At 65.7% G+C, this 24,015-nt stretch carries 25 protein-coding genes; 19 read left to right on the forward strand and 6 right to left on the reverse strand.

The features are described 5' to 3' along the window. Positions 1-80: 80 nt before the first annotated feature. A complete protein-coding gene (gene grxD, locus U8L64_RS07810) occupies positions 81-407 on the forward strand; it encodes a Grx4 family monothiol glutaredoxin (protein WP_008570413.1) in 327 nt (108 codons plus the stop codon). Between the two features lie 119 nt (positions 408-526). Here the strand turns inward: grxD and bfr are convergent, their stop codons facing one another. Together bfr and U8L64_RS07820 are read right to left on the reverse strand one after the other, a co-directional pair. Next, positions 527-997, reverse strand: coding sequence for a bacterioferritin (bfr, locus tag U8L64_RS07815; protein ID WP_008570412.1), 471 nt, complete (start codon positions 995-997; stop codon positions 527-529). Between the two features lie 193 nt (positions 998-1,190). After that, positions 1,191-1,409 carry a bacterioferritin-associated ferredoxin gene (locus U8L64_RS07820; RefSeq protein ID WP_008570411.1) on the reverse strand — a complete coding sequence of 73 codons (219 nt, stop codon included), beginning with the start codon at positions 1,407-1,409 and terminating at the stop codon, positions 1,191-1,193. Between the two features lie 166 nt (positions 1,410-1,575). Between U8L64_RS07820 and U8L64_RS07825 the strand changes: the two genes are divergently transcribed. The 11 genes from U8L64_RS07825 to U8L64_RS07875 all read left to right on the forward strand — a co-directional run bounded on the left by U8L64_RS07825 (position 1,576) and on the right by U8L64_RS07875 (position 14,061). Then, a complete protein-coding gene (locus U8L64_RS07825) occupies positions 1,576-2,115 on the forward strand; it encodes a YaeQ family protein (protein WP_003289283.1) in 540 nt (179 codons plus the stop codon). A 116-nt stretch (positions 2,116-2,231) separates the two neighbouring features. Then, on the forward strand, positions 2,232-3,947 hold the full coding sequence (gene recJ / locus U8L64_RS07830; RefSeq protein ID WP_077682938.1) for a single-stranded-DNA-specific exonuclease RecJ: 1,716 nt from the start codon (positions 2,232-2,234) through the stop codon (positions 3,945-3,947). Positions 3,948-4,071: 124 nt separating this feature from the next. Then, positions 4,072-6,165, forward strand: a complete 2,094-nt coding sequence (locus U8L64_RS07835; protein ID WP_333395869.1) for a molybdopterin oxidoreductase family protein — start codon at positions 4,072-4,074, stop codon at positions 6,163-6,165. Positions 6,166-6,261: 96 nt separating this feature from the next. Continuing rightward, a complete protein-coding gene (locus U8L64_RS07840) occupies positions 6,262-7,371 on the forward strand; it encodes an NADH:flavin oxidoreductase/NADH oxidase (protein ID WP_054093310.1) in 1,110 nt (369 codons plus the stop codon). Positions 7,372-7,416: 45 nt separating this feature from the next. Continuing rightward, positions 7,417-8,139 (forward strand): tellurite resistance TerB family protein, encoded by a 723-nt coding sequence (locus U8L64_RS07845; RefSeq protein ID WP_077682940.1) that lies wholly within the window; start codon positions 7,417-7,419, stop codon positions 8,137-8,139. A 128-nt stretch (positions 8,140-8,267) separates the two neighbouring features. Further along, positions 8,268-9,363 (forward strand): peptide chain release factor 2 gene (gene prfB, locus U8L64_RS07850; RefSeq protein WP_139346429.1). Its coding sequence is split into 2 segments (ribosomal slippage): positions 8,268-8,339 and positions 8,341-9,363, totalling 1,095 coding nucleotides; the frame shifts between segments, so codons are not numbered across the junction. Between the two features lie 63 nt (positions 9,364-9,426). Continuing rightward, positions 9,427-10,929 (forward strand): lysine--tRNA ligase, encoded by a 1,503-nt coding sequence (gene lysS, locus U8L64_RS07855; RefSeq protein WP_043297263.1) that lies wholly within the window; start codon positions 9,427-9,429, stop codon positions 10,927-10,929. 121 nt (positions 10,930-11,050) lie between these two features. After that, entirely contained in the window at positions 11,051-12,346 is a 1,296-nt protein-coding gene (locus U8L64_RS07860; protein WP_043297262.1) for a flavohemoglobin expression-modulating QEGLA motif protein, read from the forward strand. 81 nt (positions 12,347-12,427) lie between these two features. Then, positions 12,428-13,174: a TIGR00266 family protein gene (locus U8L64_RS07865; protein WP_054093306.1), complete on the forward strand. Its 747-nt coding sequence runs from the start codon at positions 12,428-12,430 to the stop codon at positions 13,172-13,174. A 60-nt stretch (positions 13,175-13,234) separates the two neighbouring features. After that, complete coding sequence (locus tag U8L64_RS07870; protein WP_333395876.1) at positions 13,235-13,561, forward strand: hypothetical protein; 327 nt, start codon at positions 13,235-13,237, stop codon at positions 13,559-13,561. Further along, a complete protein-coding gene (locus U8L64_RS07875) occupies positions 13,558-14,061 on the forward strand; it encodes an O-acetyl-ADP-ribose deacetylase (RefSeq protein ID WP_333395878.1) in 504 nt (167 codons plus the stop codon). The genes U8L64_RS07870 and U8L64_RS07875 overlap by 4 nt, the downstream gene beginning before the upstream one ends. Before the next feature lie 40 nt (positions 14,062-14,101). Here the strand turns inward: U8L64_RS07875 and U8L64_RS07880 are convergent, their stop codons facing one another. The 3 genes from U8L64_RS07880 to U8L64_RS07890 all read right to left on the reverse strand — a co-directional run bounded on the left by U8L64_RS07880 (position 14,102) and on the right by U8L64_RS07890 (position 15,866). Then, positions 14,102-14,884, reverse strand: a complete 783-nt coding sequence (locus U8L64_RS07880) for an OmpA family protein (protein ID WP_043297258.1) — start codon at positions 14,882-14,884, stop codon at positions 14,102-14,104. A 48-nt stretch (positions 14,885-14,932) separates the two neighbouring features. Next, a complete protein-coding gene (locus U8L64_RS07885) occupies positions 14,933-15,325 on the reverse strand; it encodes a DUF4398 domain-containing protein (protein WP_043297257.1) in 393 nt (130 codons plus the stop codon). Between the two features lie 196 nt (positions 15,326-15,521). Next, on the reverse strand, positions 15,522-15,866 hold the full coding sequence (locus U8L64_RS07890) for a hypothetical protein (protein WP_043297256.1): 345 nt from the start codon (positions 15,864-15,866) through the stop codon (positions 15,522-15,524). Between the two features lie 183 nt (positions 15,867-16,049). On the opposite strand from U8L64_RS07890, the gene ppc reads away from it, so the two are divergent. From ppc to U8L64_RS07925, 7 genes are all read left to right on the forward strand, one after another. Then, positions 16,050-18,686: a phosphoenolpyruvate carboxylase gene (gene ppc, locus U8L64_RS07895; protein WP_333395882.1), complete on the forward strand. Its 2,637-nt coding sequence runs from the start codon at positions 16,050-16,052 to the stop codon at positions 18,684-18,686. Positions 18,687-18,932: 246 nt separating this feature from the next. Beyond that, positions 18,933-19,580 carry an adenylate kinase gene (adk, locus tag U8L64_RS07900; protein WP_043297254.1) on the forward strand — a complete coding sequence of 216 codons (648 nt, stop codon included), beginning with the start codon at positions 18,933-18,935 and terminating at the stop codon, positions 19,578-19,580. A gap of 163 nt (positions 19,581-19,743) precedes the next feature. Then, positions 19,744-20,421 (forward strand): tRNA (adenosine(37)-N6)-threonylcarbamoyltransferase complex dimerization subunit type 1 TsaB, encoded by a 678-nt coding sequence (gene tsaB / locus U8L64_RS07905; RefSeq protein WP_333395887.1) that lies wholly within the window; start codon positions 19,744-19,746, stop codon positions 20,419-20,421. A gap of 87 nt (positions 20,422-20,508) precedes the next feature. Beyond that, a complete protein-coding gene (locus U8L64_RS07910; RefSeq protein WP_333395889.1) occupies positions 20,509-20,856 on the forward strand; it encodes a hypothetical protein in 348 nt (115 codons plus the stop codon). 75 nt (positions 20,857-20,931) lie between these two features. Continuing rightward, on the forward strand, positions 20,932-21,729 hold the full coding sequence (locus U8L64_RS07915; protein ID WP_333396724.1) for a DUF72 domain-containing protein: 798 nt from the start codon (positions 20,932-20,934) through the stop codon (positions 21,727-21,729). A 64-nt stretch (positions 21,730-21,793) separates the two neighbouring features. Beyond that, complete coding sequence (locus U8L64_RS07920) at positions 21,794-22,486, forward strand: extensin-like domain-containing protein (RefSeq protein WP_333395892.1); 693 nt, start codon at positions 21,794-21,796, stop codon at positions 22,484-22,486. Between the two features lie 73 nt (positions 22,487-22,559). Continuing rightward, entirely contained in the window at positions 22,560-23,333 is a 774-nt protein-coding gene (locus tag U8L64_RS07925; RefSeq protein ID WP_333395894.1) for a class I SAM-dependent methyltransferase, read from the forward strand. A gap of 3 nt (positions 23,334-23,336) precedes the next feature. Here U8L64_RS07925 and U8L64_RS07930 read toward each other — a convergent pair whose 3' ends face one another. Continuing rightward, on the reverse strand, positions 23,337-23,978 hold the full coding sequence (locus tag U8L64_RS07930) for a TetR/AcrR family transcriptional regulator (RefSeq protein ID WP_333395897.1): 642 nt from the start codon (positions 23,976-23,978) through the stop codon (positions 23,337-23,339). Between the last annotated feature and the right edge of the window lie 37 nt (positions 23,979-24,015).

A 24,015-nucleotide genomic window follows, 5' to 3' on the forward strand; every position in this document is an offset into this window, starting at 1 on the left:
GCTAAAAGCCGAGTTCGCCACTCGGCTTTCGCGATGCAGTTCCGGTACAATGCCCGGCAACCGTCTAGCCGAGGTACCCCATGGACATCATCGAAACCATCAAAGAGCAGATCGCCAACAACCCGGTGCTGCTGTACATGAAAGGCTCCCCCAATGCTCCGCAGTGCGGCTTCTCTGCCCGCGCGACCCAGGCGGTGATGGGCTGTGGCGAGAAGTTCGCCTACGTCGACATCCTGCAGAACCCGGAAATCCGCGCCAACCTGCCGAAATACGCCAACTGGCCGACCTTCCCGCAGCTGTGGGTCAACGGTGAACTGGTCGGTGGCAGCGACATCATTCTGGAGATGTTCGAGAAGGGCGAGCTGCAGACGCTGATCAAGTCGGCTGTCGGCAAGAGCGAAGCCTGAGCAATCGGCTGCGGGACGGGCAACTTCAGCAGATGTCCGCCTTCGGGAACCGATAAAGAAAAACGCCATGTCCCGGTCGGGCATGGCGTTTTTTTCATTGCGGCTGCCGCGCGGTCGGATCAGTCGTCCATCTGCGACTGCAGGTAGTTTTCCAGCCCGACCTTGTCGATCAGTCCCAGCTGGGTCTCCAGCCAGTCGATATGCTCTTCCTCTGATTCGAGGATGTCTTCCAGCAGCTCGCGGCTTCCGTAATCGCCGACGCTCTCGCAGTAGGCGATGGCCTCCTTGAGGTCCTGCAGGCCACCCTGTTCCAGCTTGAGATCGCATTCGAGCATTTCACGGGTATTCTCGCCGATCAGGAGCTTGCCCAGATCCTGCAGGTTCGGCAGACCTTCGAGAAAGAGGATGCGCTTGATCAGCTTGTCGGCATGCTTCATCTCATCGATGGATTCTTCGTACTCGTGTTTGCCGAGTTTCTCCAGCCCCCAATCCTCGTACATGCGCGCATGCAGGAAGTACTGGTTGATGGCGACCAGTTCGTTGCCGAGAAGCTTGTTGAGGTGCTGGATGACTAGCTTGTCGCCTTTCATGTTCTAGCCCTGCCTGAGAAGGTGAGTCGTTGCGGCAGTCTGGCCACGATGCCGTAGGCTGTCAAACCTAAGCCCTTGAATGCAAAAGGCTAAAGCTGAATGCGAATGTTTTAATTGCGCATCGGGCGAGTAATGTCTTGATTTGCGGGCATAAAAAAGCCGGGCAATGGCCCGGCTTGGGGGATTGGGCCGTTCAGGCGGGTGCGAAACTGGCTGGATAGGCGAGGGCAGCCTGGGCGGTCTGGAGTTCGCCGAGGGTTTCGCGCACGACCTGCTTGGCCACGCAGGCGCACTTGCCGCACTGACTAGCGACGCCAGTGGCCTCGCGTACTTCCCGGTAGCTGCAGCAGCCTTCGTAAATGGCTTCGCGAAGCTGACCGTCGGTGACACCCTGGCAAAGGCAAACGTACATGAGCAATACCCGTTGAGCCTGTTGATGGTGCGATGCTAAACAGAATGAGAATGATTGTCAAAGTCCATCTGTCCGATGGCGTTAACCTTCATCCACCAACGGGACCGGCGCGACCCATTCGAGCTTTGCGATAAACTGCGCGCCTTTTTTCAACCGGAGGCCGCTCATGGCCCTGCAAGCCACGCCGTACAAGGTGGAACTGAATCTCACCGATCTGGATCGCGGGGTGTACGAGAACCTGCGTTTCACCGTCGCCCGGCATCCCTCGGAGACCGAGGAGCGCCTCGGTGTGCGCCTGATCGCCTATGCGCTCTGGTACAGCGAGCAGCTGGCGTTCGGTCGGGGGCTGTCCGATGTGGACGAGCCGGCGCTCTGGGAGAAGAGTCTCGATGGGCGCGTATTGCACTGGATCGAGGTCGGGCAGCCGGACGCCGAGCGTCTGACTTGGTGCTCACGCCGTGCCGAACGCACCAGCCTGGTGGCCTACGGCAATCTGCGCGTGTGGCAGGGCAAGGTGGTGGACGCCGTGCGCAACCTGAAGAACCTGTCCATCGTTGCCGTGGATTCCGAATCGCTTGCCGCACTGGTCAAGGATCTGCCGCGCAGCCTGCAATGGGGCGTGATGATCAGCGACGGCACGCTGTTCATCACCGACGAACGGGGACAGTTCGAGGTATCGCTGGAGTGGCTGCTGGGCGAGCGCTGAGCGGCGCCGGTCGGCTGAACCGCGATTGGCGGCCTGCCGACGGTGCATTGCTGTATGCTTTTGCGCCGATTTTCTCCGGCGCCCGTGCCGAAGAGCCGTGACCGGAAAGCCAGCCGATGCGCATCGAACCCCGCCCTTTACCTGAAATCCTGCCCGAACTCGGCGATCTGCCGCCGCTGCTGACTCGTCTGTATGCGGCGCGCGGCGTGCGCTCGGCCAGCGAGCTGGATAAGGCGCTAGCGCGGCTGATTCCCTACAACCAGCTCAAGGGCATCGACCGTGCAGTCGAGTTGCTGGTCGAGGCGCTGGATAAGCGCCAGCGCATCCTCTTCGTTGGTGATTTCGATGCCGATGGCGCCACTGCGAGCACGGTCGGCGTGCTTGGCCTGCGCCAGCTGGGCGCGGCGCATGTCGACTATCTGGTGCCCAATCGCTTCGAGTACGGCTACGGCCTCACCCCGGAAATCGTCGCCGTGGCGCTACAGCGCGAGCCCGATCTGCTGGTGACCGTGGACAACGGCATCTCCAGCGTCGAAGGCGTCGCGGCGGCCAAGGCAGCCGGGCTCCGGGTGCTGGTGACCGACCACCATCTACCGGGTCACGAGCTGCCGGCGGCCGATGCGATCGTCAATCCGAACCAGCCCGAATGCGCCTTCCCGAGCAAATGCATGGCCGGTGTGGGGGTGATCTTCTATGTGCTACTGGCACTGCGCGCGCGGCTGCGCGAGCTGGACTGGTTCGCGCGCAACGGCTGGAGCGAGCCGAATCTGGCCGAGCTGCTCGATCTGGTGGCGCTGGGCAGCGTCGCCGACGTGGTACCGCTGGATGCCAACAACCGCATCCTCGTGCATCAGGGGCTGGCGCGGATTCGTGCCGGGCGGGCGCGGCCGGGGTTGCGGGCAATTCTCGAAGTCGCCGGGCGCGATCATCGGCGCATCACCTCGACCGATCTGGGCTTCATCCTCGGCCCGCGCTTGAACGCCGCGGGGCGGCTGGATGACATGAGCCTGGGCATCGAGTGCCTGCTCTGCGAGGACGAGGCGCTGGCGCGCGACATGGCGACCCAGCTCGATCAGCTCAATCAGGACCGCAAAAGCATCGAGCAGGGCATGCAGCGCGAGGCGCTGGCGCAGCTCAAGGATCTGCCGCTGGAGGATCTGCCGTTCGGCTTGTGCCTGTTCGAACCGGACTGGCATCAGGGCGTGATCGGCATTCTCGCGTCGCGGCTGAAGGAGCGTTATCACCGGCCGACCATCGCCTTCGCCGATGCGGGCGACGGCCAGCTCAAGGGCTCGGCACGCTCGGTGCCGGGCTTTCATATCCGCGACGCGCTGGATGCGGTAGCGGCGCGACATCCGGGGCTGATCAGCAAGTTCGGCGGCCACGCGATGGCGGCCGGACTGTCGCTGCCGCAGGAAAATTTCGGCGCCTTCGCCGCCGCGTTCGACGCCGAAGTGCGCCGCCAGCTCAACGAGGACGATCTGACCGGTCGGCTGCTGACCGATGGCCAGCTCAGCATCGAGGAGTTCCATCTGGAACTGGCGCGCGCACTGCGCAACGCCGGGCCTTGGGGCCAGCATTTCCCCGAGCCGATGTTTCACGGGGTGTTCCAGCTGGTGCAGCAGCGCATCGTCGGCGAGCGTCACCTCAAGCTGGTACTCAGGAGCGAGTGCGGTGCGCTGACCCTGGACGGCATCGCCTTCAATATCGACCGTGAACTCTGGCCGAACCCGACGGTGCGCTGGGCGGAGCTGGCTTATAAGCTGGACGTCAACGAATACCGCGGCCAGGAAAGCGTGCAGCTGCTGGTCGCGCACATCGCCGCGCGCTGACCGTCCGGTCGTCGCCGATTGGCCGGCTGAATCCAGCGCCATTTCTCCGCAGACGTTCGATTGTTGCGCGTGCTGCCCGCGCCTACAGTGGCGGGACAACAACAGCGTCATGCGGGAAACCGAAATGAGCGAGACGACCGTCCATCACCGTGCCTGCCACCTGTGCGAAGCCATCTGCGGCCTGACCATCCAGACCGAAGGCGAGCGCATCCTCTCGATCAAGGGCGATCCGCTCGATCCGTTCAGCCGGGGCCATATCTGCCCCAAGGCCGTGGCGCTGCAGGATATCCAGAACGATCCCGACCGCCTGCGCCGGCCGATGCGCCGGCATGGCTCGCAGTGGCAGGCGATCGAATGGGATGAGGCGTTCGCGCTGGCTGCCGAACGGCTCGCCGAGATTCGCGAACGTCATGGCAGCAACGCGGTGGCCGTCTACCAGGGCAACCCGAGCGTGCACAACTACGGGCTGATGACCCACAGCAACTACTTCCTCGGTCTGCTGAAGACGCGCAACCGCTTCTCCGCGACCTCGGTCGATCAGCTGCCGCATCACCTGATCAGCTACCTGATGTACGGCCACGGCCTGCTGTTGCCGGTGCCGGATATCGATCACACCGATTTCATGCTGATCCTCGGCGGCAATCCGCTGGCCTCCAACGGCAGCATCATGACCGTGCCGGACGTGGAAAAGCGCCTCAAGGCGCTGCGCGCACGGGGCGGCACGCTGGTGGTGGTCGATCCGCGCCGCAGCGAGACCGCGGCGATCGCCGACCGCCATCTGTTCGTACGTCCGGGACAGGACGCGGCGCTGCTGTTCGGTCTGCTCAACACGCTGTTCGAGGAAGGGCTGACACGCGCCACACCGCTTCCGGTGGACGGCCTCGTCGAGGTGCGCGCGGCCATCGCACCGTTCAGCGCCGAGGCGATGAGCGCGCGCTGCGGTGTGCCTGCCGAGACGATCCGCCAACTGGCGCGGGATTTCGCCGCCGCGGACAAGGCGGTCTGCTACGGCCGCATGGGCGTCTCGACCCAGGCATTCGGCAGCCTGTGCCAATGGCTGGTGCAATTGATCAATCTGGTCACCGGCAATCTCGACCGAGTTGGTGGCGCCTTGTGCACGGAGCCTGCGGTGGATCTGGTGGAAAGCACCACCGGCGGGCACTTCGCGGCCTGGCGCAGCCGGGTTTCGCAACTGCCGGAGTACGGCGGCGAACTGCCGGTGGCGGCGCTGGCCGAGGAGATGCTTGAGCCCGGAGACGGGCAGGTGCGTGCGCTGATCACCGTGGCCGGCAACCCGGTGCTCTCCACGCCCAACGGGCGCAAGCTGGAGCAGGCGCTCGACGGCCTGGAATTCATGCTCAGCGTCGACTTCTACATCAACGAAACCACGCGCTACGCCGATCTCATCCTGCCGCCTACCGCGCCGCTGGAGCACGATCATTACGACAGCACCTTCAACCTGCTCGCCGTGCGCAATGTCACGCGCTTCAACCGGCCGGTGCTGGCCAAGCCGGACGGCGCGCTGGACGACTGGGAAATCTTCGTCGGGCTGGCCAAGGCCTATGCGGCGCGTACCGGCGTCGAGCTGAAACCGACGCTGGCGCCGCAGCAGATGATCGATCTGGCGTTGCGTCACGGCCCCTACGGCGATCGCTCCGAGCGCAGGCTGAGCCTGGCGGCGCTCGAGGATTACCCGCATGGGCTTGATCTCGGGCCGCTGCGACCGAACCTCGCGCGTCGCCTGAAGACGGCGAACCAGCGCATCCAGGCGGCGCCGCTGCTGCTTGTGGAAGACCTGCAGCGCTTCGCCCGGCAGCCGCAGGCGCCCGCCGATGCGTTGCTGCTGATCGGCCGTCGCCATGTGCGCAGCAACAATTCCTGGATGCACAACTATCCGCGACTGGTGAAGGGCAAGCCGCGTCACCAGTTGCTGATGCATCCGGCCGACATGACGGCGCGCCAGCTGCTCGATGGTCAGCGCGTGCGGGTTCGCTCGCGGGTCGGGCTGATCGAGGTGGAGGTGCTCGGCAGCGACGAGATGATGCCCGGCGTGGTCAGCCTGCCGCACGGCTGGGGCCATGCCCGCGTGGGTGTGCAGCTGGCCGTCGCCGCGCAACAGCCGGGTGTCAGCAGCAACGACCTGACCGACGAACAGGCGCTGGATGTCTCCGGCAACGCGGCGCTCAATGGTGTGCCGGTGCAGGTGAGCGCAGCCTGAGCGGCGGCGCATTCTGGCTGTCGGGGCTGGGCAGGGGCGCGGAAACAGTCTCTACTGAATACTGTCCAAACCGAAATTTCGACAGTCGAGGCCGCCATGTCCCAGCTATTCCAGCCGCTTACCCTGCGCCAGCTGACGTTGCCCAACCGGATTGCCGTTTCGCCGATGTGCCAGTACTCGGCCGAGGGCGGCATGGCCAATGACTGGCACCTCGTGCATCTCGGTAGTCGCGCCGTCGGCGGCGCCGGACTGGTGATCATCGAGGCGACGGCGGTGACGTCAGACGGACGGATATCCCCCGAAGACCTGGGCATCTGGTCCGACGAGCACGTCGAGCCGCTGCGCCGTATCACCCGTTTTATCGAGGCGCAGGGTTCGGTCGCTGGCGTGCAGCTGGCGCACGCCGGACGCAAGGCGAGTACCTGGCGGCCCTGGCTCGGTAAGCACGGCAGTGTGCCGGTCGCCGAGGGCGGCTGGATTCCGGTGGGGCCGTCGACCATCGCCTTCTCGCCGGAGCACGCGGTACCTACCGCACTGGACGAGGCCGCCATCGCCGAGGTGGTGCAGGCGTTCGTCGCCGGCGCCGAGCGCGCCCTGGCTGCCGGCTTCAAGATCGCCGAGGTCCATGCTGCGCACGGCTATCTGCTGCATCAGTTTCTCTCGCCGCTATCCAATCAGCGTCAGGATCGCTATGGCGGTTCGTTCGAGAACCGTATCCGCCTGTTGCTGGAAGTCACCGCGGCGGTGCGCGAGGTCTGGCCGCGGGAGCTGCCCCTGTTCGTGCGGCTTTCGGCGACCGACTGGGTGGAGGACGGCTGGAACCCGGATGAAACCGTGAAGCTGGCGCAGCGCCTGAAGGAAGTGGGCGTCGACCTGATCGATGTTTCGTCCGGCGGCACTGCGGCCAATGCGGAGATTCCGGTCGGCCCGGGCTATCAGACCCAGTTCGCCGAGCGCGTGCGCAAAGAGGCCGGTATCGCCACCGGTACCGTGGGCATGATCACCGAAGCGGTACAGGCCGAGCACATCCTGCGTACCGGTCAGGCCGACCTGATCCTGCTGGCCCGCGAGCTGCTGCGTGACCCGTACTGGCCACTGCACGCCGCCGAATATCTGGGCGATCGCGCGGTGCCGTGGCCTGCGCAATACGTGCGCGCCGCCCACCGCGACACACCGATCCGCCAGTTGCCCGACACGCTCGATTGAGCGATCGTCCGCCGCATCCATCTTTTCTCATTCAAAGGTATGTCGATGAAAACCAGTGGCCTTCTCGATCAACTGCTCAAAGCAGGGCAGGACCTGCTGAACAAGCCGCAGACCCCGGCGGGCGGCGGCAAGCCCGCTGCCGGCGGGCTGGGCGATCTGCTGGGTGGCAGCGCGGGCGGTTCGCTCGGCAACGTGCTGTCCGGTGCCGGTGGTGGTGCCCTGGCGGCCGGCGCGATCGGCCTGCTGCTGGGTAACAAGAAGGCCCGCAAGTTCGGCGGCAAGGCCGTGACTTATGGCGGCCTGGCCGCGCTCGGCGTGTTGGCCTACAAGGCCTACAGCAACTGGCAGGCGCAACAGGCCGACGCGCCGCAACAGCCGCCGCAGACTGTCGACCGCCTGCCGCCAGCGCAGGTCGAAGAACACAGCCAGGCGATTCTCAAGGCGCTGGTGGCGGCGGCGAAGTCCGACGGGCATATCGACGCCCGCGAGCGTCAGCTGATTGATGCCGAAGTGGCCAAGCTGACCGACGATGGCGAGCTGCAGCGCTGGCTGGATGCCGAGCTGAACAAGCCGCTCGACCCGGCCGAGGTCGCCGTCGCGGCGAAGACGCCGGAAATGGCAGCCGAGATGTATCTGGCCAGCGTGCTGATGGTCGACGAAGAACACTTCATGGAGCGTGCCTACCTCGAGGAGCTGGCGCGGCAGCTCAAGCTCGCGCCGCAGCTGAAGGCGGAGCTGGAGAGCCAGGTGCGCGCGGTCGCCGGTTGAGTCGGCGGCGCGCGCGGACCATCGGCAAGTGTCTCGCATCCGGTTCGTCCCGGCGGGCTGTCAGCGCACGCCCGCTGGGTTTATAATCGCCGGCTTTTCGAAACGTCCGATTGCGAGTGCTGCCCACCATGGAAATCAACCCGATCCTCAACAGCATCAAGGACCTGTCCGACCGCACCCAGTCCATTCGGGGGTATCTTTGACTACGATCAGAAGCATGATCGTCTCGTCGAAGTAAACCGCGAACTCGAAGATCCGAACGTCTGGAATAACCCCGAATACGCGCAGAATCTGGGCCGTGAGCGCGCCACCCTGGCGCAGATCGTCGAGACCATCGACGACCTCACCGGCAGCCTGACCGACTCGCGCGACCTGCTCGACATGGCCGTCGAAGAAGACGACCAGGGCGCGGTGGATGACATCGCCGCCGAGCTGGAACGCCTGCGCGAAATTCTCGAGAAGCTCGAGTTCCGCCGCATGTTCAGCCACGAGATGGACCCGAACAACTGCTACCTCGATATCCAGGCTGGCTCCGGCGGTACCGAGGCGCAGGACTGGGCCAACATCCTGCTGCGTATGTACCTGCGCTGGGCCGACAAGCGTGGCTTCAATGCCGAGATCGTCGAACTGTCCGAGGGCGAAGTTGCCGGCATCAAGGGTGCCACCGTGCATATCAAGGGCGAATACGCCTTCGGCTGGCTGCGCACCGAGATCGGTGTGCACCGCCTGGTGCGCAAGAGCCCGTTCGACTCCGGCGCCCGTCGCCACACCTCGTTCTCGGCGGTATTCGTATCGCCCGAGATCGACGACAGGGTGGAGATCGAGATCAACCCGGCCGACCTGCGCATCGACACCTACCGCTCCTCCGGCGCCGGTGGTCAGCACGTCAACACCACCGACTCGGCGGTGCGTATCACCCACGTGCCAACCAATACCGTGGTGGCCTGCCAGAACGAACGTTCCCAGCACGCCAACAAGGACACCGCCATGAAGATGCTGCGGGCCAAGTTGTACGAGCTGGAAATGCAGAAGCGCAACGCCGCCTCCCAGGCGCTGGAAGACAGCAAGTCGGACATTGGCTGGGGCCACCAGATCCGTTCCTACGTGCTCGACGACTCGCGCATCAAGGATCTGCGTACTGGCGTGGAGCGCAGCGATTGCCAGAAGGTGCTCGACGGCGACCTCGACGGGTACCTCGAAGCCAGCCTGAAACAGGGGCTCTGAGAGCAGCTGCACGCCTCAAGCCGCAAGCACCCCATTGAAACGATTTGACCGGGACGACCCGCAATGAGCGAACAACCGCTGAACCAGCACGCCATCCAAGAGGAAGAAAACAAGCTGATTGCCCTGCGCAAGGAAAAGCTTGCTGCCGTGCGCGAGCAGGGCAATGCCTTCCCCAATGACTTCCGTCGCGACAGCTATGCAGGCGATCTGCAGAAACAGTACGCCGAGAAGACCAAGGAGGAGCTGGAAGCGGCCGCCATTCCGGTCAAGGTCGCCGGGCGCATCATGCTCAATCGTGGCGCGTTCATGGTCCTGCAGGACATGAGCGGGCGCATCCAGGTCTACGTCGACCGCAAGATTCTGCCGGCCGAGCAGCTGGAAGCGGTCAAGCACTTCGACCTCGGCGACATCATCGCCGCCGAAGGCACCCTGGCACGCTCCGGCAAGGGCGACCTGTACGTCTACATGAACAGCGTGCGCCTGCTGACCAAGTCGTTGCGTCCGCTGCCGGACAAGTTCCACGGTCTGACCGACACCGAGCAACGCTACCGCCAGCGCTACGTCGACCTGATCATGAACGACGAGGTGCGCGAGACCTTCCGCGTGCGCTCGCAGGTGATTGCGCACATCCGTCAGTTCCTGCGCGAGCGCGACTTCCTCGAAGTGGAAACGCCGATGCTGCAGACCATTCCCGGTGGTGCCGCAGCCAAGCCGTTCGAGACACACCACAACGCGCTGGACATGCCGATGTTCCTGCGCATTGCGCCGGAGCTCTACCTGAAGCGCCTGGTGGTCGGTGGCTTCGAGCGTGTGTTCGAGATCAACCGCAACTTCCGTAACGAAGGCGTTTCGACCCGACATAACCCCGAGTTCACCATGCTCGAGTTCTACCAGGCCTACGCTGACTACGAAGACAACATGGATCTGACCGAGGAGCTGTTCCGCGAGCTGGCCCAGGCCGTACTCGGCACTACCGACGTGCCCTATGGCGACAAGGTGTTCCATTTCGGTGAGCCGTTCGCGCGGCTGTCGGTGTTCGATTCGATTCTCCAGTTCAACCCGGAAATTTCGGCCTCCGATCTCAACGATCTGGAAAAGGCCCGGGCCATCGCCAAGAAGGCCGGTGCCAAGCTGCTCGGCCATGAGGGTCTGGGCAAACTGCAGGTGATGATTTTCGAGGAGCTGGTCGAGCACAAGCTGGAGCAGCCGACCTTCATCACCGAGTACCCCTTCGAGGTCTCGCCGCTGGCCCGCCGCAACGATCGCAACCCGAACGTCACCGACCGCTTCGAGCTGTTCATCGGCGGTCGCGAGATCGCCAACGCCTACTCCGAGCTTAACGATGCCGAAGACCAGGCCGAGCGTTTCCACGCCCAGGTGGCGGACAAGGATGCCGGTGACGACGAGGCCATGCACTTCGACGCCGACTTCGTCCGCGCGCTGGAATACGGCATGCCGCCGACCGCGGGCGAGGGCATTGGTATCGACCGCCTGGTGATGCTGCTGACCAACTCGCCGTCGATCCGCGACGTGATCCTCTTCCCGCACATGCGCCCGGAAGTCTGATCCGGCCGGCACTCCCGTTGATGCCGACGGGAGTGCTGCGCCGTGCGCGGGGCGCTCCGCCAGCCGCGACACCGGCGCGCGTCTAACCTGAACGCTACGATCCTTCGCTGGCGAGGTCTGGATGAATAACCGCAACAATCTCGATGAATATCAGACGATCGTGCGCGCGTTGTCCGATCGTATCGTCGATGCGCAGACTCCGGTGCGCGTGCTCGATGCGGTGAAGTGGGACGACAGTATTCGCCAGGCATTTTTCGCGACCGGAGGGCGCCAGCTGCCGCCGGTGGACCGCGGCTATTACGAGGCGCGGCCGCTGGCCTACGACTCCGGTGCGAAGAAGCAGGAATTCCAGGATATCGAGCGCGACATCACGCGCCAGCTCGGCCAGTTCAATCCGGTCGGGCAGATCATGCGGCGCATGTGCCGCGAATACCGCATGGTCATCCGCATGCTCGAGGCGCGAGGCACGCCGGACTTCGGCATGATCTCGCAGGAACTCTACGGGGCCGCATCCGATGCCTTCCACGCCGGTGACCCGACCCTCGCCGACCTCGGGTTGATGCTTTCCGATTACCTGAACAACATCGCCGATCGCAGCGACCTGAAGGACGAACCCAAGACGCTGGACGCCAAGCAGGCGGTCGCCCTGCTGCAGAAGCGCCTCGATGCGGTGTTCGGCGAGGGCGAGGGCGTGATCCGCGTGTTCGAGTCCGATGGCATCCTCGCCGATGCCGCGGCCGGCGCTGACTACATCAAGATCCGCAGCGACGCGCTGTTCAACGAGCGCGACGTGCGCGCGCTGGAGGTCCACGAGGGGCTGGTGCACGTCGGCACCACACTCAATGGACTCAATCAGCCGATCTGTACCTTTCTCGCCAAGGGGCCGCCGTCTTCCACCGTGACCCAGGAAGGCCTGGCGATCCTGATGGAGGTGATTGCCTTCGCCTCCTATCCGACCCGTCTGCGCAAACTCACCAATCGCACGCGGGCCATTCACATGGCCGAGGACGGTGCCGACTTCCTCGATGTGTTCGCCTTCTTCCGCGAGCAGGGTTATGCAGACGACGAGTGCTACAGCAATGCCAGTCGCGTGTTCCGCGGCTCGACGCCCGATGGCCTGCCCTTCACCAAGGACCTGTCCTACCTGAAGGGCTTCATCATGATCTACAACTACATCCAGCTTGCGGTGCGCAAGGGCCAGCTGGAGCAGATCCCACTGCTGTTCTGCGGCAAGACCACGCTGGAGGACATGCGCACCCTGCGCCAGCTGGTGGACGAGGGGATGGTGGTGCCGCCGCGCTATCTGCCGCAACAGTTCCAGGACCTCAACGCGCTGTCGGCGTGGATGTGCTTCTCCAACTTCCTCAATCACCTGAGCCTGGATCGCATCGAAGCGGACTACGCCAACATCCTCTGACGCAGCCAGCGCTCCCCTCCGCCAGAGCGGTGGATCGGTGCAGTCCGATCCACCCGGCGCAACCAACTGCAGGTGACTTTCATGCCCAGCCATCAGCTCGAATACGACATCCTCGGTCAGTCCGCACAGAGCGTGGAGATCATTCTCGACCCCGGTGAGACGGTGATCGCCGAGGCCGGTGCGATGAACTATATGACCGAAGGCGTGCGCTTCGAGGCTCGCATGGGGGACGGCTCGGCCAGCGGTGTACTCGGCAAGTTGTGGGGCATGGGCAAGCGCATGCTCACCGGCGAGTCGCTGTTCCTCACCCACTTCACCAACAGCGGCAAGGGCAAGGCGCGGGTGGCGTTCGCTGCGCCCTATCCGGGCACGGTAGTGCCGGTGGACCTCGCCGCTCTCGGCGGCCGGCTGACCTGCCAGAAAGACAGCTTTCTCTGCGCGGCCTACGGTACCCGGGTCGGCATCGCCTTGAGCAAGCGCATCGGCGCCGGTTTCTTCGGCGGTGAGGGCTTCATCCTCCAGCGCCTGGAAGGCGACGGGCTGGCGTTCCTGCATGCCGGCGGCACGGTGATTCGCAAGGAACTGAAAGACGAAACGTTGCGCCTGGATACCGGCTGCCTGGTCGCTTTCAGCGATGGCATCGATTACGACATCCAGCTTGCCGGTGGCCTGAAGAGCATGCTGTTCGGCGGCGAGGGGCTGCTGCTGACCACCCTCAAGGGCACCGGCAGCGTCTGGATCCAGAGCCTGCCGTTCTCGCGGCTGGCCGAGCGTGTCTACGCGGCGACCTGGCAGGCCCGCGGCGAGACACGGGCGGGCGGCGACTGATCCGCGCCGCCGTCCGGCGAATTTGCCACAATGCACTCCTTTTGTTTCGACGAGGCCGAGATGTCCGAACGCAATGTCATTCCGCTGATTCTCACTGCCATCGGTAGCGTAGCCGGCACCGTTGCGGTGCTGTCCTATTACGGCTACGTACACGTCGCCAAGCCGGAAGACGCGCTGCTTCTGGCCGACTACACCATGCTCAAGACCGTTCCCGGCGAGGATTATCGGGTGTCGCTTAAGCCCGCGACCCAGGTCGCACAGTGTCTCGACGGTGTGCTGGTGCTGTTCGATACCGAGCAGAAGGGCCTGACCGGTGTGCTGGTAGATAACAAGAAGCGTGCGGTGCGCTGCATGGAGGCACCGCCGCCGGCTGGCGCGGCGCAGTGACGCTCCGCGTCTGGCGCGGCGATATCACCGCACTGGCGGTGGACGCCGTTGTCAATGCCGCCAACCGCTCGCTGCTGGGCGGCGGTGGCGTAGATGGCGCGATCCATCGGGCTGCCGGCCCGCAGCTGCGCGAATACTGCAGCGAATTGGGCGGCTGCGCGGTCGGTGAGGCACGGCTGTCGCCGGGCTTCCGCCTGCCGGCGTGCTACATCATTCATACCGTGGGCCCGATCTGGCAGGGCGGTGCGCAGGGCGAGCCCGAGCAGTTGGCCGCGTGCTACCGCAACAGCCTGGCGCTGGCCGAGCAGCATCAGCTCCACAGCGTCGCCTTTCCGGCAATCAGCTGCGGAATCTACGGTTATCCCCTGAAGGCAGCGGCGCGAATCGCCGTGACAGAGTTGCGCAGCGGGCTGGTTGCTGCGGTGCATGTGCGGGAGGTGCTGCTGGTGGCGTTTTCCGCCGAGCAGGAGGAACTCTACCGGCGCCTGCTGGACGCCTGAAGACCGCAGCCATCGCGGCTGCGGTCGCTGGCTGCGGTGTTCAGCGCATCGAGGAACGCGGTGCGACCGGCCGGTCATCGTCGGAGATGGTCACCTCGACGCGACGGTTCATGGCGCGCCCTGACGAGGTGCTGTTGCTCGCCACCGGATAGTCCTCGCCGTAGCCGTGGCTGACGACGCGCTGCGGATCGACGCCCATCTGCACCAGCGCCATGCGCACGGCGTTGGCGCGTCGCTCGGACAGGCTCAGGTTGTAGGCGTCCGAGCCGTTGCTGTCGGTATAGCCCTCGACGATCACCTTGCGCTCGGGGTTTTCGTTGAGGAAGTCGGCCAGCTTCTGCACGCTGCGCATGCCACCGGGCTTCAGTTCGGCGCGGTCGTAGTCGAACAGCACATCGCCGAAGGTCACCAGGGTGCCGCGCTCGGTCTGCTTGGCCTGCAAGCTCTCCTGCAGCTTGCGGATTTCCGCCTCGCGCGATTCCAGGCGGGCTTCGGCACGGCGCGCCGAGGCTTTTTCCAGATCCGCCTCGGCGGTGCGCAGGGCAATGGTCTGTTCGGCCACCTCGATGCGGCGCTGGGCGAGATAGGCGAGCTGATCGACTTGCTTCTCGTCGGCATCGTCGAGGTACGCCTTATTGGCCTGATCGAGCGCCTTGCCGGCATCCTGGGTTTCCAGCGCGGCGAGCTTGGAGGCGCGGGCGTCGGCTTGCAGCGACGAGAAGCTGCTGCGGGCTTTCTCCAGCTGCGGATTGGGTTGGTTGGCGCAGGCCACCAGGCCGATGCTCAGCGCCAGCAGGGTCGGAAGGGTAACGAGCTTGTGCATGATGGTTTCATCCTTTTGCTGAGAATGGGGCGACGGTCATGACCGGAATCACTGGACGTTGCGCATACCTTCTTCGCGCAACTCGTTGATTCCCTGCTCGGCGTCCTCGACGGCTTTCTGCGCCTTGGCCGCCTCTGCCTTGCGCTCGGCCACGCGGGCATCCCACTCGGCCTGCTCGGCGAGGATGCGCGCGCGCTCGAAGTCCTCCTTCTGCATGGCCAGCTCAGCTTCCTTCCACTTCTCCTGCGCGGCGCGCATTTCCACCGCGGCATACTCCGGGCCGCCAGCGCTGACGGCGCTGCGCACGGCCGATTCGGTCACCGCGAACTGCTCTTTCGGCGGGTTGCCGGCACAGGCCGTGAGCAGCAGGCTGCCCAGCGCGACGGCGGCAAGCTTGGGCAGATGAATGCGCGAAGCGGGCGTTGAGGTTTCTGTCTTCATGGGCTCTCTCCATTGGAATCGCCTGACACGTGCGAATGGTTCATCACCCGGCGGGCACGCCTCGTGGGCCATGACTGCTGACTGCCGGGTATGTTTTTGTGAGGGCCGCTAGCGCTAATCGTTCCGTCGGAATGCGATGCCAGAGCGTGCGGCGGCCGCGACGGGCCGCCTGGGAGAGGGTTTGGGCAAGGCGAAATCAGTTCGCCGGCGACGACTGCTCGCGCTGCATCCGTTGCAGATGCTTGCGCGAGAGGGCAAGGAAGCGCGGTGTCGGTCCGACGTCTTCATAGATCGGGTCGCCCTGCTCGTCGGTGGCGATCACCTGGCTGCCGCGCACATATGGCAGGCTGCTCTCCACCGCTTCCAGCGCGGCGCTGACCAGTTCGCCGAGCAGTGCCTCGGTGCTGCGCTTGGGATACATCTCCGCGAGCGCCGCCAGCCGCGCGGCGCTTTCGATATCCAGCGGGATGCTGTACTGCACCGGACTCAGTGCGCCCTTGGCGTCCTTCTCCCAGTGATTGACCAGTTCCGAGATCTTCATGGTGGTACCTCGCGCCGATGGGTCGAGCAGCCCGGCGCCGCGCGCCTTGTCAGCAGCGGGGGCGCTAGGCACTCTGGTTGCGGATATCTTGAGCGTAGCTGCTCGATCGTCGTTGCACAGACTGGCGCACCGGTCGCCGTCGACCGCCGGCGCCAGCCCGGCCCCCAATCAGGAGAACCGCTCATGGCGAAAATCGATGCGCGTCTGCGCGAGAACGTCCACCTGCTCGGCGAGCTGCTTGGCGACACCGTGCGTGAGCAGTTGGGCACCGCGTTCTTCGACAAGATCGAACGCATCCGCAAGGGTGCCAAGGCGGCCCGGCGCGGCTCGGCCGAAGGCGCGCAGCAGCTTGCCGAGACGCTGGACAGCCTCGACGAGAGCGAGCTGTTGCCGATGACCCGCGCGTTCAACCAGTTCCTCAACCTCGCCAACATCGCCGAGCAGTACCACGCGGTGCGGCGCCGGCAGGAAGGCGAGCCGGCGCCGTGCGAAAGCGGCGTGCTGCCCGAGCTGCTCGGACGCCTGCAACGCGCCGGGCACGCGCCTGAGGCGCTGGCGCGCCAGGTCAGCGAGCTGGAAATCGAGCTGGTGCTGACCGCCCACCCGACGGAAGTGTCGCGACGCACGCTGATCCAGAAGTACGACGCCATCGCCGCGCAGCTGGCCGCCCGCGATCACACCGACCTGACCACCGCCGAGCAGGCCGACATTCAGCTGCGCCTGCAGCGGCTGATCGCCGAGATCTGGTACACCGAGGAAATCCGCCGTAACCGCCCGACGCCGGTGGAGGAAGCCAAGTGGGGCTTCGCCGCCATCGAGCATTCGCTCTGGCAGGCGCTGCCCAATGTGCTGCGCCAGACCGACGCGGCGCTGCGCGCCAGCACCGGGCGGCCGCTGCCGCTGGACGCCGCGCCGATTCGCTTCGCCTCCTGGATGGGAGGCGACCGCGATGGCAATCCGAACGTCACCGCACCGGTGAGCCGGGAAGTGCTGCTGCTGGCGCGCGCGATGGCCGCCGACCTTTACCTGCGCGATGTCGAGGCGCTGATCACCGCGCTGTCGATGCAGACGGCCAGCGACGAACTGCTGAGCCAATCCGGCGACACCTCGGAACCCTATCGCGTGTTGCTCAAGCGCCTGCGCGAGCGTTTGCAGGCGACGCGCGACTGGGCGAACACAGCGCTGGAACATGGCCATGCCGCGCCGCCGGCGGTGCTGCAGAATGTCGCCGAGCTGCGCGCGCCGCTGGAGCTGTGCTACCGCTCGCTGCACGCCTGTGGCATGGGCGTGATTGCCGATGGCGCGCTGCTCGACTGCCTACGCCGGGTGGCGGCCTTCGGCCTGCATCTGGTGCGCCTGGACATTCGCCAGGATGCCGCCCGGCATGCCGCGGCGCTCGCCGAGATCACCGAGTACCTCGGCCTGGGGCGCTACGACCAGTGGGATGAAACGCGGCGCCTGGACTTCCTGCAGCAGGAGCTGGACAACCGCCGGCCGCTGCTTTCGGTGCATTTCCAGCCGTCGCCGGATACCGCCGAGGTGCTGGCCACCTGCGCGGTGATCGCAGCGGCTCCGGCGGCGTCGCTCGGTTCCTACGTCATCTCCATGGCACATGGCGCGTCCGATGTGCTGGCGGTGCAACTGCTGCTCAAGGAGTCCGGCCTGCAGCGGGCCATGCGCGTGGTACCGCTGTTCGAGACGCTGGACGATCTGGACAACGCCGCGCCAGCCGTCGACCGCCTGCTGAGCCTGCCGGGCTATCGCAGCCGGTTGCAGGGGCCGCAGGAGGTGATGATCGGCTATTCCGACTCCGCCAAGGATGCCGGCACTACCGCCGCCGCCTGGGCCCAGTACCGTGCCCAGGAAAGCCTGGTGGAGGTCTGTCGCGCCCACGGCGTCGAGTTGCTGCTGTTCCACGGCCGCGGCGGCACGGTCGGTCGCGGCGGCGGCCCGGCGCACGCGGCGATCCTCTCGCAGCCGCCGGGTTCGGTTTCCGGGCGTTTCCGTACCACCGAGCAGGGCGAGATGATCCGCTTCAAGTTCGGGCTGCCGGATATCGCCGAGCAGAATCTCAATCTCTATCTGGCCGCCGTGCTCGAAGCGACGCTGCTGCCGCCGCCGATGCCCGAGCCGGGCTGGCGCGAACTGATGGACCGGCTGGCCGCCGACGGCGTGGCGGCCTATCGCAGCGTGGTGCGCGATCACCCGCAGTTCGTCGCCTATTTCCGCCAGGCGACGCCCGAGCTGGAGCTGGGGCGCCTGCCGCTGGGCAGTCGGCCGGCCAAGCGCCGCGAGGGCGGCGTCGAGAGCCTGCGGGCGATTCCGTGGATCTTCGCCTGGACCCAGACGCGGCTCATGCTGCCGGCCTGGCTCGGCTGGGAGGCGGCACTCAATGGCGCGCTGGCGCGCGGCGAGGGCGAGCAGCTGGCGCAGATGCGCGCACGCTGGCCGTTCTTCAGCACCCGTATCGACATGCTGGAGATGGTGCTGGCCAAGACTGATGCCGACATCGCCGGACGGTACGACGAGCGCCTGGTCGAGCCGCAGCTGCTGGCTCTGGGCGGAGAGTTGCGTGACCGATTGTCGCAGGTGGTGGCTGCCGTCAAGCGGCTGACCGGCCAGTCCGAGCTGCTGGCGCACAGCCCGCAGACCCAGGAGGCATTCAGTCTGCGCAACACCTATCTGGACCCGCTGCACCTGATGCAGATCGAGCTGCTGGCGCGCTCACGACAGCAACAGAATCCGCCGGAAAGCCCTCTGGAACAGGCTCTGCTGGTCAGCGTCGCGGGCATCGCCGCGGGCCTGCGCAATACCGGCTGAGGCTGTCGAAACAAGCGTCGCGGGAGGCGTCGCACGGCCTTTTCAGGCCGTTCGGCGTACCCGGTGGTGGCGCATTCGGCACGACGGAAGGCGCGCGGGGGGATATCTTGTGCCCTCCCGGTGTGCTGTGTATCGTGTTCCACCTTTTGTCGCATGGCGGCAAACCAGAATTTTTGATTCGTCGGCGAACAAGGTGCGAGCGACCGGTCGGCGAAGTCCCCTTCCAAGAAAGTCGAGGATTCATCCATGCGCGTGATTCTGCTGGGAGCACCCGGTGCCGGCAAAGGCACTCAGGCCGGTTTCATTACCAAAAAATTCGGTATTCCGCAGATCGCCACCGGCGACATGCTGCGCGCGGCGGTCAAGGCCGGCACCGAGCTGGGCCTGAAAGCCAAGAGCGTGATGGATGCGGGCGGTCTGGTCTCCGACGACCTGATCATCAATCTGGTCAAGGAACGCATCGCTCAGCCGGATTGCGCCAACGGTTTCCTGTTCGACGGTTTTCCGCGCACCATCCCGCAGGCTGAAGCGCTGAAGGAAGCCGGCGTGCGTATCGACAACGTGGTCGAAATCGCCGTCGACGACGAGGAAATCGTCGGCCGTATCGCCGGTCGCCGCGTGCACCCGGCCTCGGGTCGGGTCTACCACACCGAGCACAATCCGCCGAAGGTCGCCGGCAAGGACGACGAGACCGGCGAAGAGCTGATCCAGCGCGAAGACGACAAGGAAGAGACCGTGCGTCATCGCCTGTCCGTCTACCATTCGCAGACCAAGCCGCTGGTGGACTTCTATCAGAGCCTGGCCGCTGCCGAAGGCACGCCGAAGTACAGCCGTATCGAGGGTGTCGGCTCGGTGGAAGAAATCACCGCCAAGGTGTTCGCTGCGCTGAGCTGAGCGCCGTATCGCCACACCGGCTGATGGAAGGCTCGTATCGCAGATACGGGCCTTTTTCATTTTCGAGGGCGTGGCTGCGAATCGGCGCGTCTGTCCGCGCCCGCAACCCGGCCCGCCGAATAGGCTAGAATCGACGCCTTTTTGATCGACCGGAACCGCCCCGATGACCACTCTGCTGGCCCTGGACACTGCCACCGAAGCCTGCTCTGTCGCCCTGCTACATGATGGCCGGGTGCTGAGTCACTACGAGGTCATTCCGCGCCTGCACGCCCAGCGCATTCTGCCGATGACCCAGACCTTGCTCGCCGAGGCCGGCATCGCATTGTCGGCGCTGGACGCCATCGCCTTCGGGCGCGGTCCAGGCGCCTTCACCGGGGTTCGCATCGCCGTCGGCGTGGTACAGGGTTTGGCGTTCGCGCTGGAGCGACCGGTGCTGGCGGTTTCCACCCTGGCGACCATTGCCCAGCGCGCCTGGCGCGAACACGGCGCCACGCAGGTGGCGGCAGCCATCGACGCGCGCATGGACGAGGTCTACTGGGGCTGCTACCGCGAGCGTGCCGGCGAGATGCAGTTGTGCGGCAGCGAGGCCGTGCTGCCGCCGGAGCAGGCCGGTTTGCCGCGCGATGCGGCCGGCCAGTGGTTTGGCGCGGGCACCGGATGGGGCTACGCCACGCGCATTCCCGTCGCGGTGGGCCATATGGATGCCCAGCTGTTGCCACATGCCGAAGACCTGCTGCGGTTGGCGACGTTCGCCTGGCAGCGCGGCGAGGCCGTTGAGGCCGACCAGGCGCAGCCGGTCTACCTGCGCGACAACGTAGCGACACCCAAAGCCGGCGTCTGATGCGGTCCGGCCCGGACGCGTGTAGCCGGGCATTGCCAAACCTCCGGCCGGTCGCTAGAGTCGGCCGGCTTTCTTTCAGGTTGAAACATGCGCGTCGACGGTCTCTCCCAGTCTGCATACCCTCTGGATCGCACTGTCCGTCCTGGCAGTGCGCCGGTGCCGTATCGCGACAGCCAGCGTGCCGTCGAGCACCCGCGCGAGATCGACCTCAGCCCGTCCAGCGAGCATTTTCAGCAGCGCACCGGCCGCGCACAGCAGAGCACCAGTGAGTCCGTTGCTCTCGAGAGCTTCCGGCCGATCCGCTACAGCGAAGCCCTCGCCGAACGTCCGCTGTCCAGTCGTGTCGCCCAGGCGCTGGCCAGCTACACCAGCACCGCGAGCTTTCGCAGCGACCCCGATGCCGCCGAGGTGCTCGGCCTCGATGTCTACGCCTGAGGCCGGCCGGCCCCGGTGAGCATTCCCTATTTCCTCGGTTGTCCGTCCTGGAGCGAAAGCGCCTGGCTGGGCTCGCTGTATCCGCCGGGAACGCCTCCGGCGCAATTTCTTCCGCAGTACTGCTCGGTGTTCAACAGCGTCGAGGGCAATACCACGCTGTATGCCTGGCCGGCGGAGCAGACGATCCAGCGATGGGCGCTGCAGATGCCGGAGGGCTTTCGCTTTTGCGCCAAGCTGCCGCGAGAGATCAGCCAGGCCGACGACCTGCGCGCGGTGCTGGAGCTGGCGCAGTCGTTCAAGGCGCTGCTGGCGCCGCTCGGGCGGCGGGTCACGCCGTTCTGGCTGCAACTGCCGGCCAGTTTCGGGCCGGGGCGGCTCGCCGAACTGGCGACGCTGATCAAGGATTTCGCCGCGCCGTTGGCGGTGGAAGTGCGCCACCCGGCGTTCTTCGATAAGGGGGCGGGCGAGCGTGCGCTGAATCGCTTGCTGCGCGATTCCGCCGTGGAACGCATCTGCCTGGATTCGCGGGCGCTGTTCAGCTGCCGCTCGCGCGAGCCGGCGCTGCTGCACGCGCAGAGTAAGAAGCCGCGGGTGCCGGTGCGGCCGACCGCGTTCAGCGCGTCGCCGCAGCTGCGCTTCATCGGCCACCCGCAGCTGGAGGCCAACGATCTCTTCATGCAGCCGTGGCTGGAACGGGTCGCCGCCTGGATCGAGGCCGGCAAGACGCCGCACGTCTATCTGCATACGCCAGACAATCACCGGGCGCCGGAGCTGGCGTTGCGTTTTCACGCGCAGCTACGCGAGCGCCTGCCCGGGCTGCCGGCCTTGCCTCCGCTGCATCGCGCGCCACAGCTATCGCTGCTGGTCGAATAGCGGCGCCACACCTTCGGTAAAAAATCGCACTCAACTTCGGGCCACGCCCGTTGCCTGATTAGGCATGACCTTCGGCCGATTCTTGCTTTTCGTACTGGTGCTGCTGGCGGCCCTGGCGTTCGCCGTTCGCCAGCAGTGGATAGAGATTCCGCCGTCCTGGAACCCCTGGACGCCGCTGGATGTGCGCGAGCCGCCGAACCTGCTGACTCCGTTCAAGCTGCGTCGCTTGCAACATGACCGCTCGCTGTGCGAACAGGCGCTGGCCAGTGCGCCACTGCGTTACGTCGCTGTGCCTGACACGACGCCGGAACCTGGCTGTCCGGTGGCAAACAGCGTGCGTGTGCAGGGCTCTGCGGTACGTTTCAACGGCCCGTTTCTGGCGACCTGCCCATTGGCCGCGGCCTATGCGCTGTTCGAGCTGCACGGCCTGCAGCCGGCGGCGCAGCGGGTATTCGGTCAACCGGTGGTGCGGGTCGAACATTTTGGCAGCTTCGCCTGCCGCAACATTGCCCGCAGTAACCGACGCAGCCAGCACGCCAGCGCCAACGCGCTGGACCTCGCCGGCTTCGGTCTGCGGGACGGCACGCGCATTACCGTGGCGCGCGATTGGGCGGGCGAGGGCGACAAGGCGCGTTTCCTGCGCGAAGTGCACGATGCGGCCTGCGCGGTGTTCAACGTCACGCTGGGGCCGCAGTACAACGCGGCGCATCAGGACCACTTCCACGTCGACATGGGTGGTTTCGGCGTGTGTCGCTGAGCCACCGGCATGGGCGCCTCGTCGGCGCTCTGGCACAATGCGCCGCCTTTTCGTGTCGCGCAGTGAGTCCACCATGCCTGATCATCCCTGTGTTCGTGTCGAACCGCTCGCGCCCTCGTTTGCGGCGGCAGCGCATGACTGGGCCCTCCGTCTTGACCTGCCTGAGCATGACGAGGCCGCCGGGTTCGCCTTGCAGTTCGGTGAGGCGGGATTGCAGCTGCAGGCGCTCGAAGCTCAGGCGCCCGGCCCGGTGCGCGTGGATTTCGTCGAGGGCGCCGCGGCGCATCGCCGGCAGTTCGGCGGCGGCAGCGGGCAGATGATCGCCAAGGCGGTCGGCGTGCAGCCGGGCGTGCGTCCGCGCGTGCTGGATGCGACCGCGGGCCTTGGGCGCGATGCCTTCGTGCTGGCGACCCTGGGTTGCACGGTGGAGCTGATCGAGCGTCAGCCGCTAATTGCCGCGCTGCTCGAGGATGGCCTCACCCGCGCCGCGCAGGACAGCGAAGTCGCGCCGATCGCCGCGCGGATGAGCCTGCGCCAGGGCAACGCTATCGAGCTGATGCGTCAGTGGACGGGCGAGCCGCCGCAAGTCATCTATCTCGATCCGATGTTCCCGCACCGCGACAAGAGCGCGCTGGTGAAGAAGGAGATGCGCCTGTTTCGGCCCTTCGTCGGCGACGATCTCGATGCGCCGGCGTTGCTGGCGGCCGCGCTGGAACTGGCCAGCCACCGGGTAGTGGTCAAGCGCCCGCGCAAGGCGCCGACCATCGAGGGCGCCAAGCCGGGCTATAGCCTGGAAGGCAAGTCCAGCCGCTACGACATCTACCCGAAGAAGAAACTGCAGGGCTGAGCGTCAGCGGCCGTACGCGCGCAGGAACGTCGCGACCACGTCGTGCACATGCGCCTCGTCCGACCCCGCGTCGGCATCGGTGGCTTCGACGTAGCCGATCAGCAGGCGGAAGTGCCGGGCACCCTTGATCAGCGAACAGAAGTGTTCGGCCGCGCGCAGCGGTTCGGCGATCGTCAGCAGACCGCGCGCGTCGGCCTCGGCGAACATCTGCTGCAGATCGCACAGCAGCTGCTGCGGACCGGCGTCGAAGAACATCCGCACCAGCGCCGGATTCTGCGTGGCCATTCCCACCATCACCCGATGCAGGCCGATCGACTCCGGGCTGTTGACTAACGCGTTGAAGGCCAGGCCGATGGCCAGCAGCGCCGCGTCGATCCGGCAGTCATCCGCAAGCTGGAACAGGCGGCGCGGCAGCCGAGTTTCGCAGGTCGCCTTCACGGCCGCACAGAAAAGCGCCTCCTTGTCCTTGAAGTGGCTGTACAGCGTGAGCTTGGAAACTCCGGCTTCGCTGGCGATGGCGTCCATGCTGCTGCCCTCGTAACCCTTGGCGAGAAACAGCACCTGCGCCGCGGTGAGAATCGCCTCGCGCTTGGCCGGGTCCTTTGGTCGGCCGGGGCCGGGAGAGGGGGAATGGCTGTCTATCATGATCGCTTTTAATAGTGGACTGGTTGGTTCGCTATTT

Origin of the sequence: Pseudomonas sp. FIP_A4, from assembly GCF_036701605.1 — a bacterium.
In the GTDB taxonomy this organism is placed as follows: domain Bacteria; phylum Pseudomonadota; class Gammaproteobacteria; order Pseudomonadales; family Pseudomonadaceae; genus Stutzerimonas; species Stutzerimonas phenolilytica.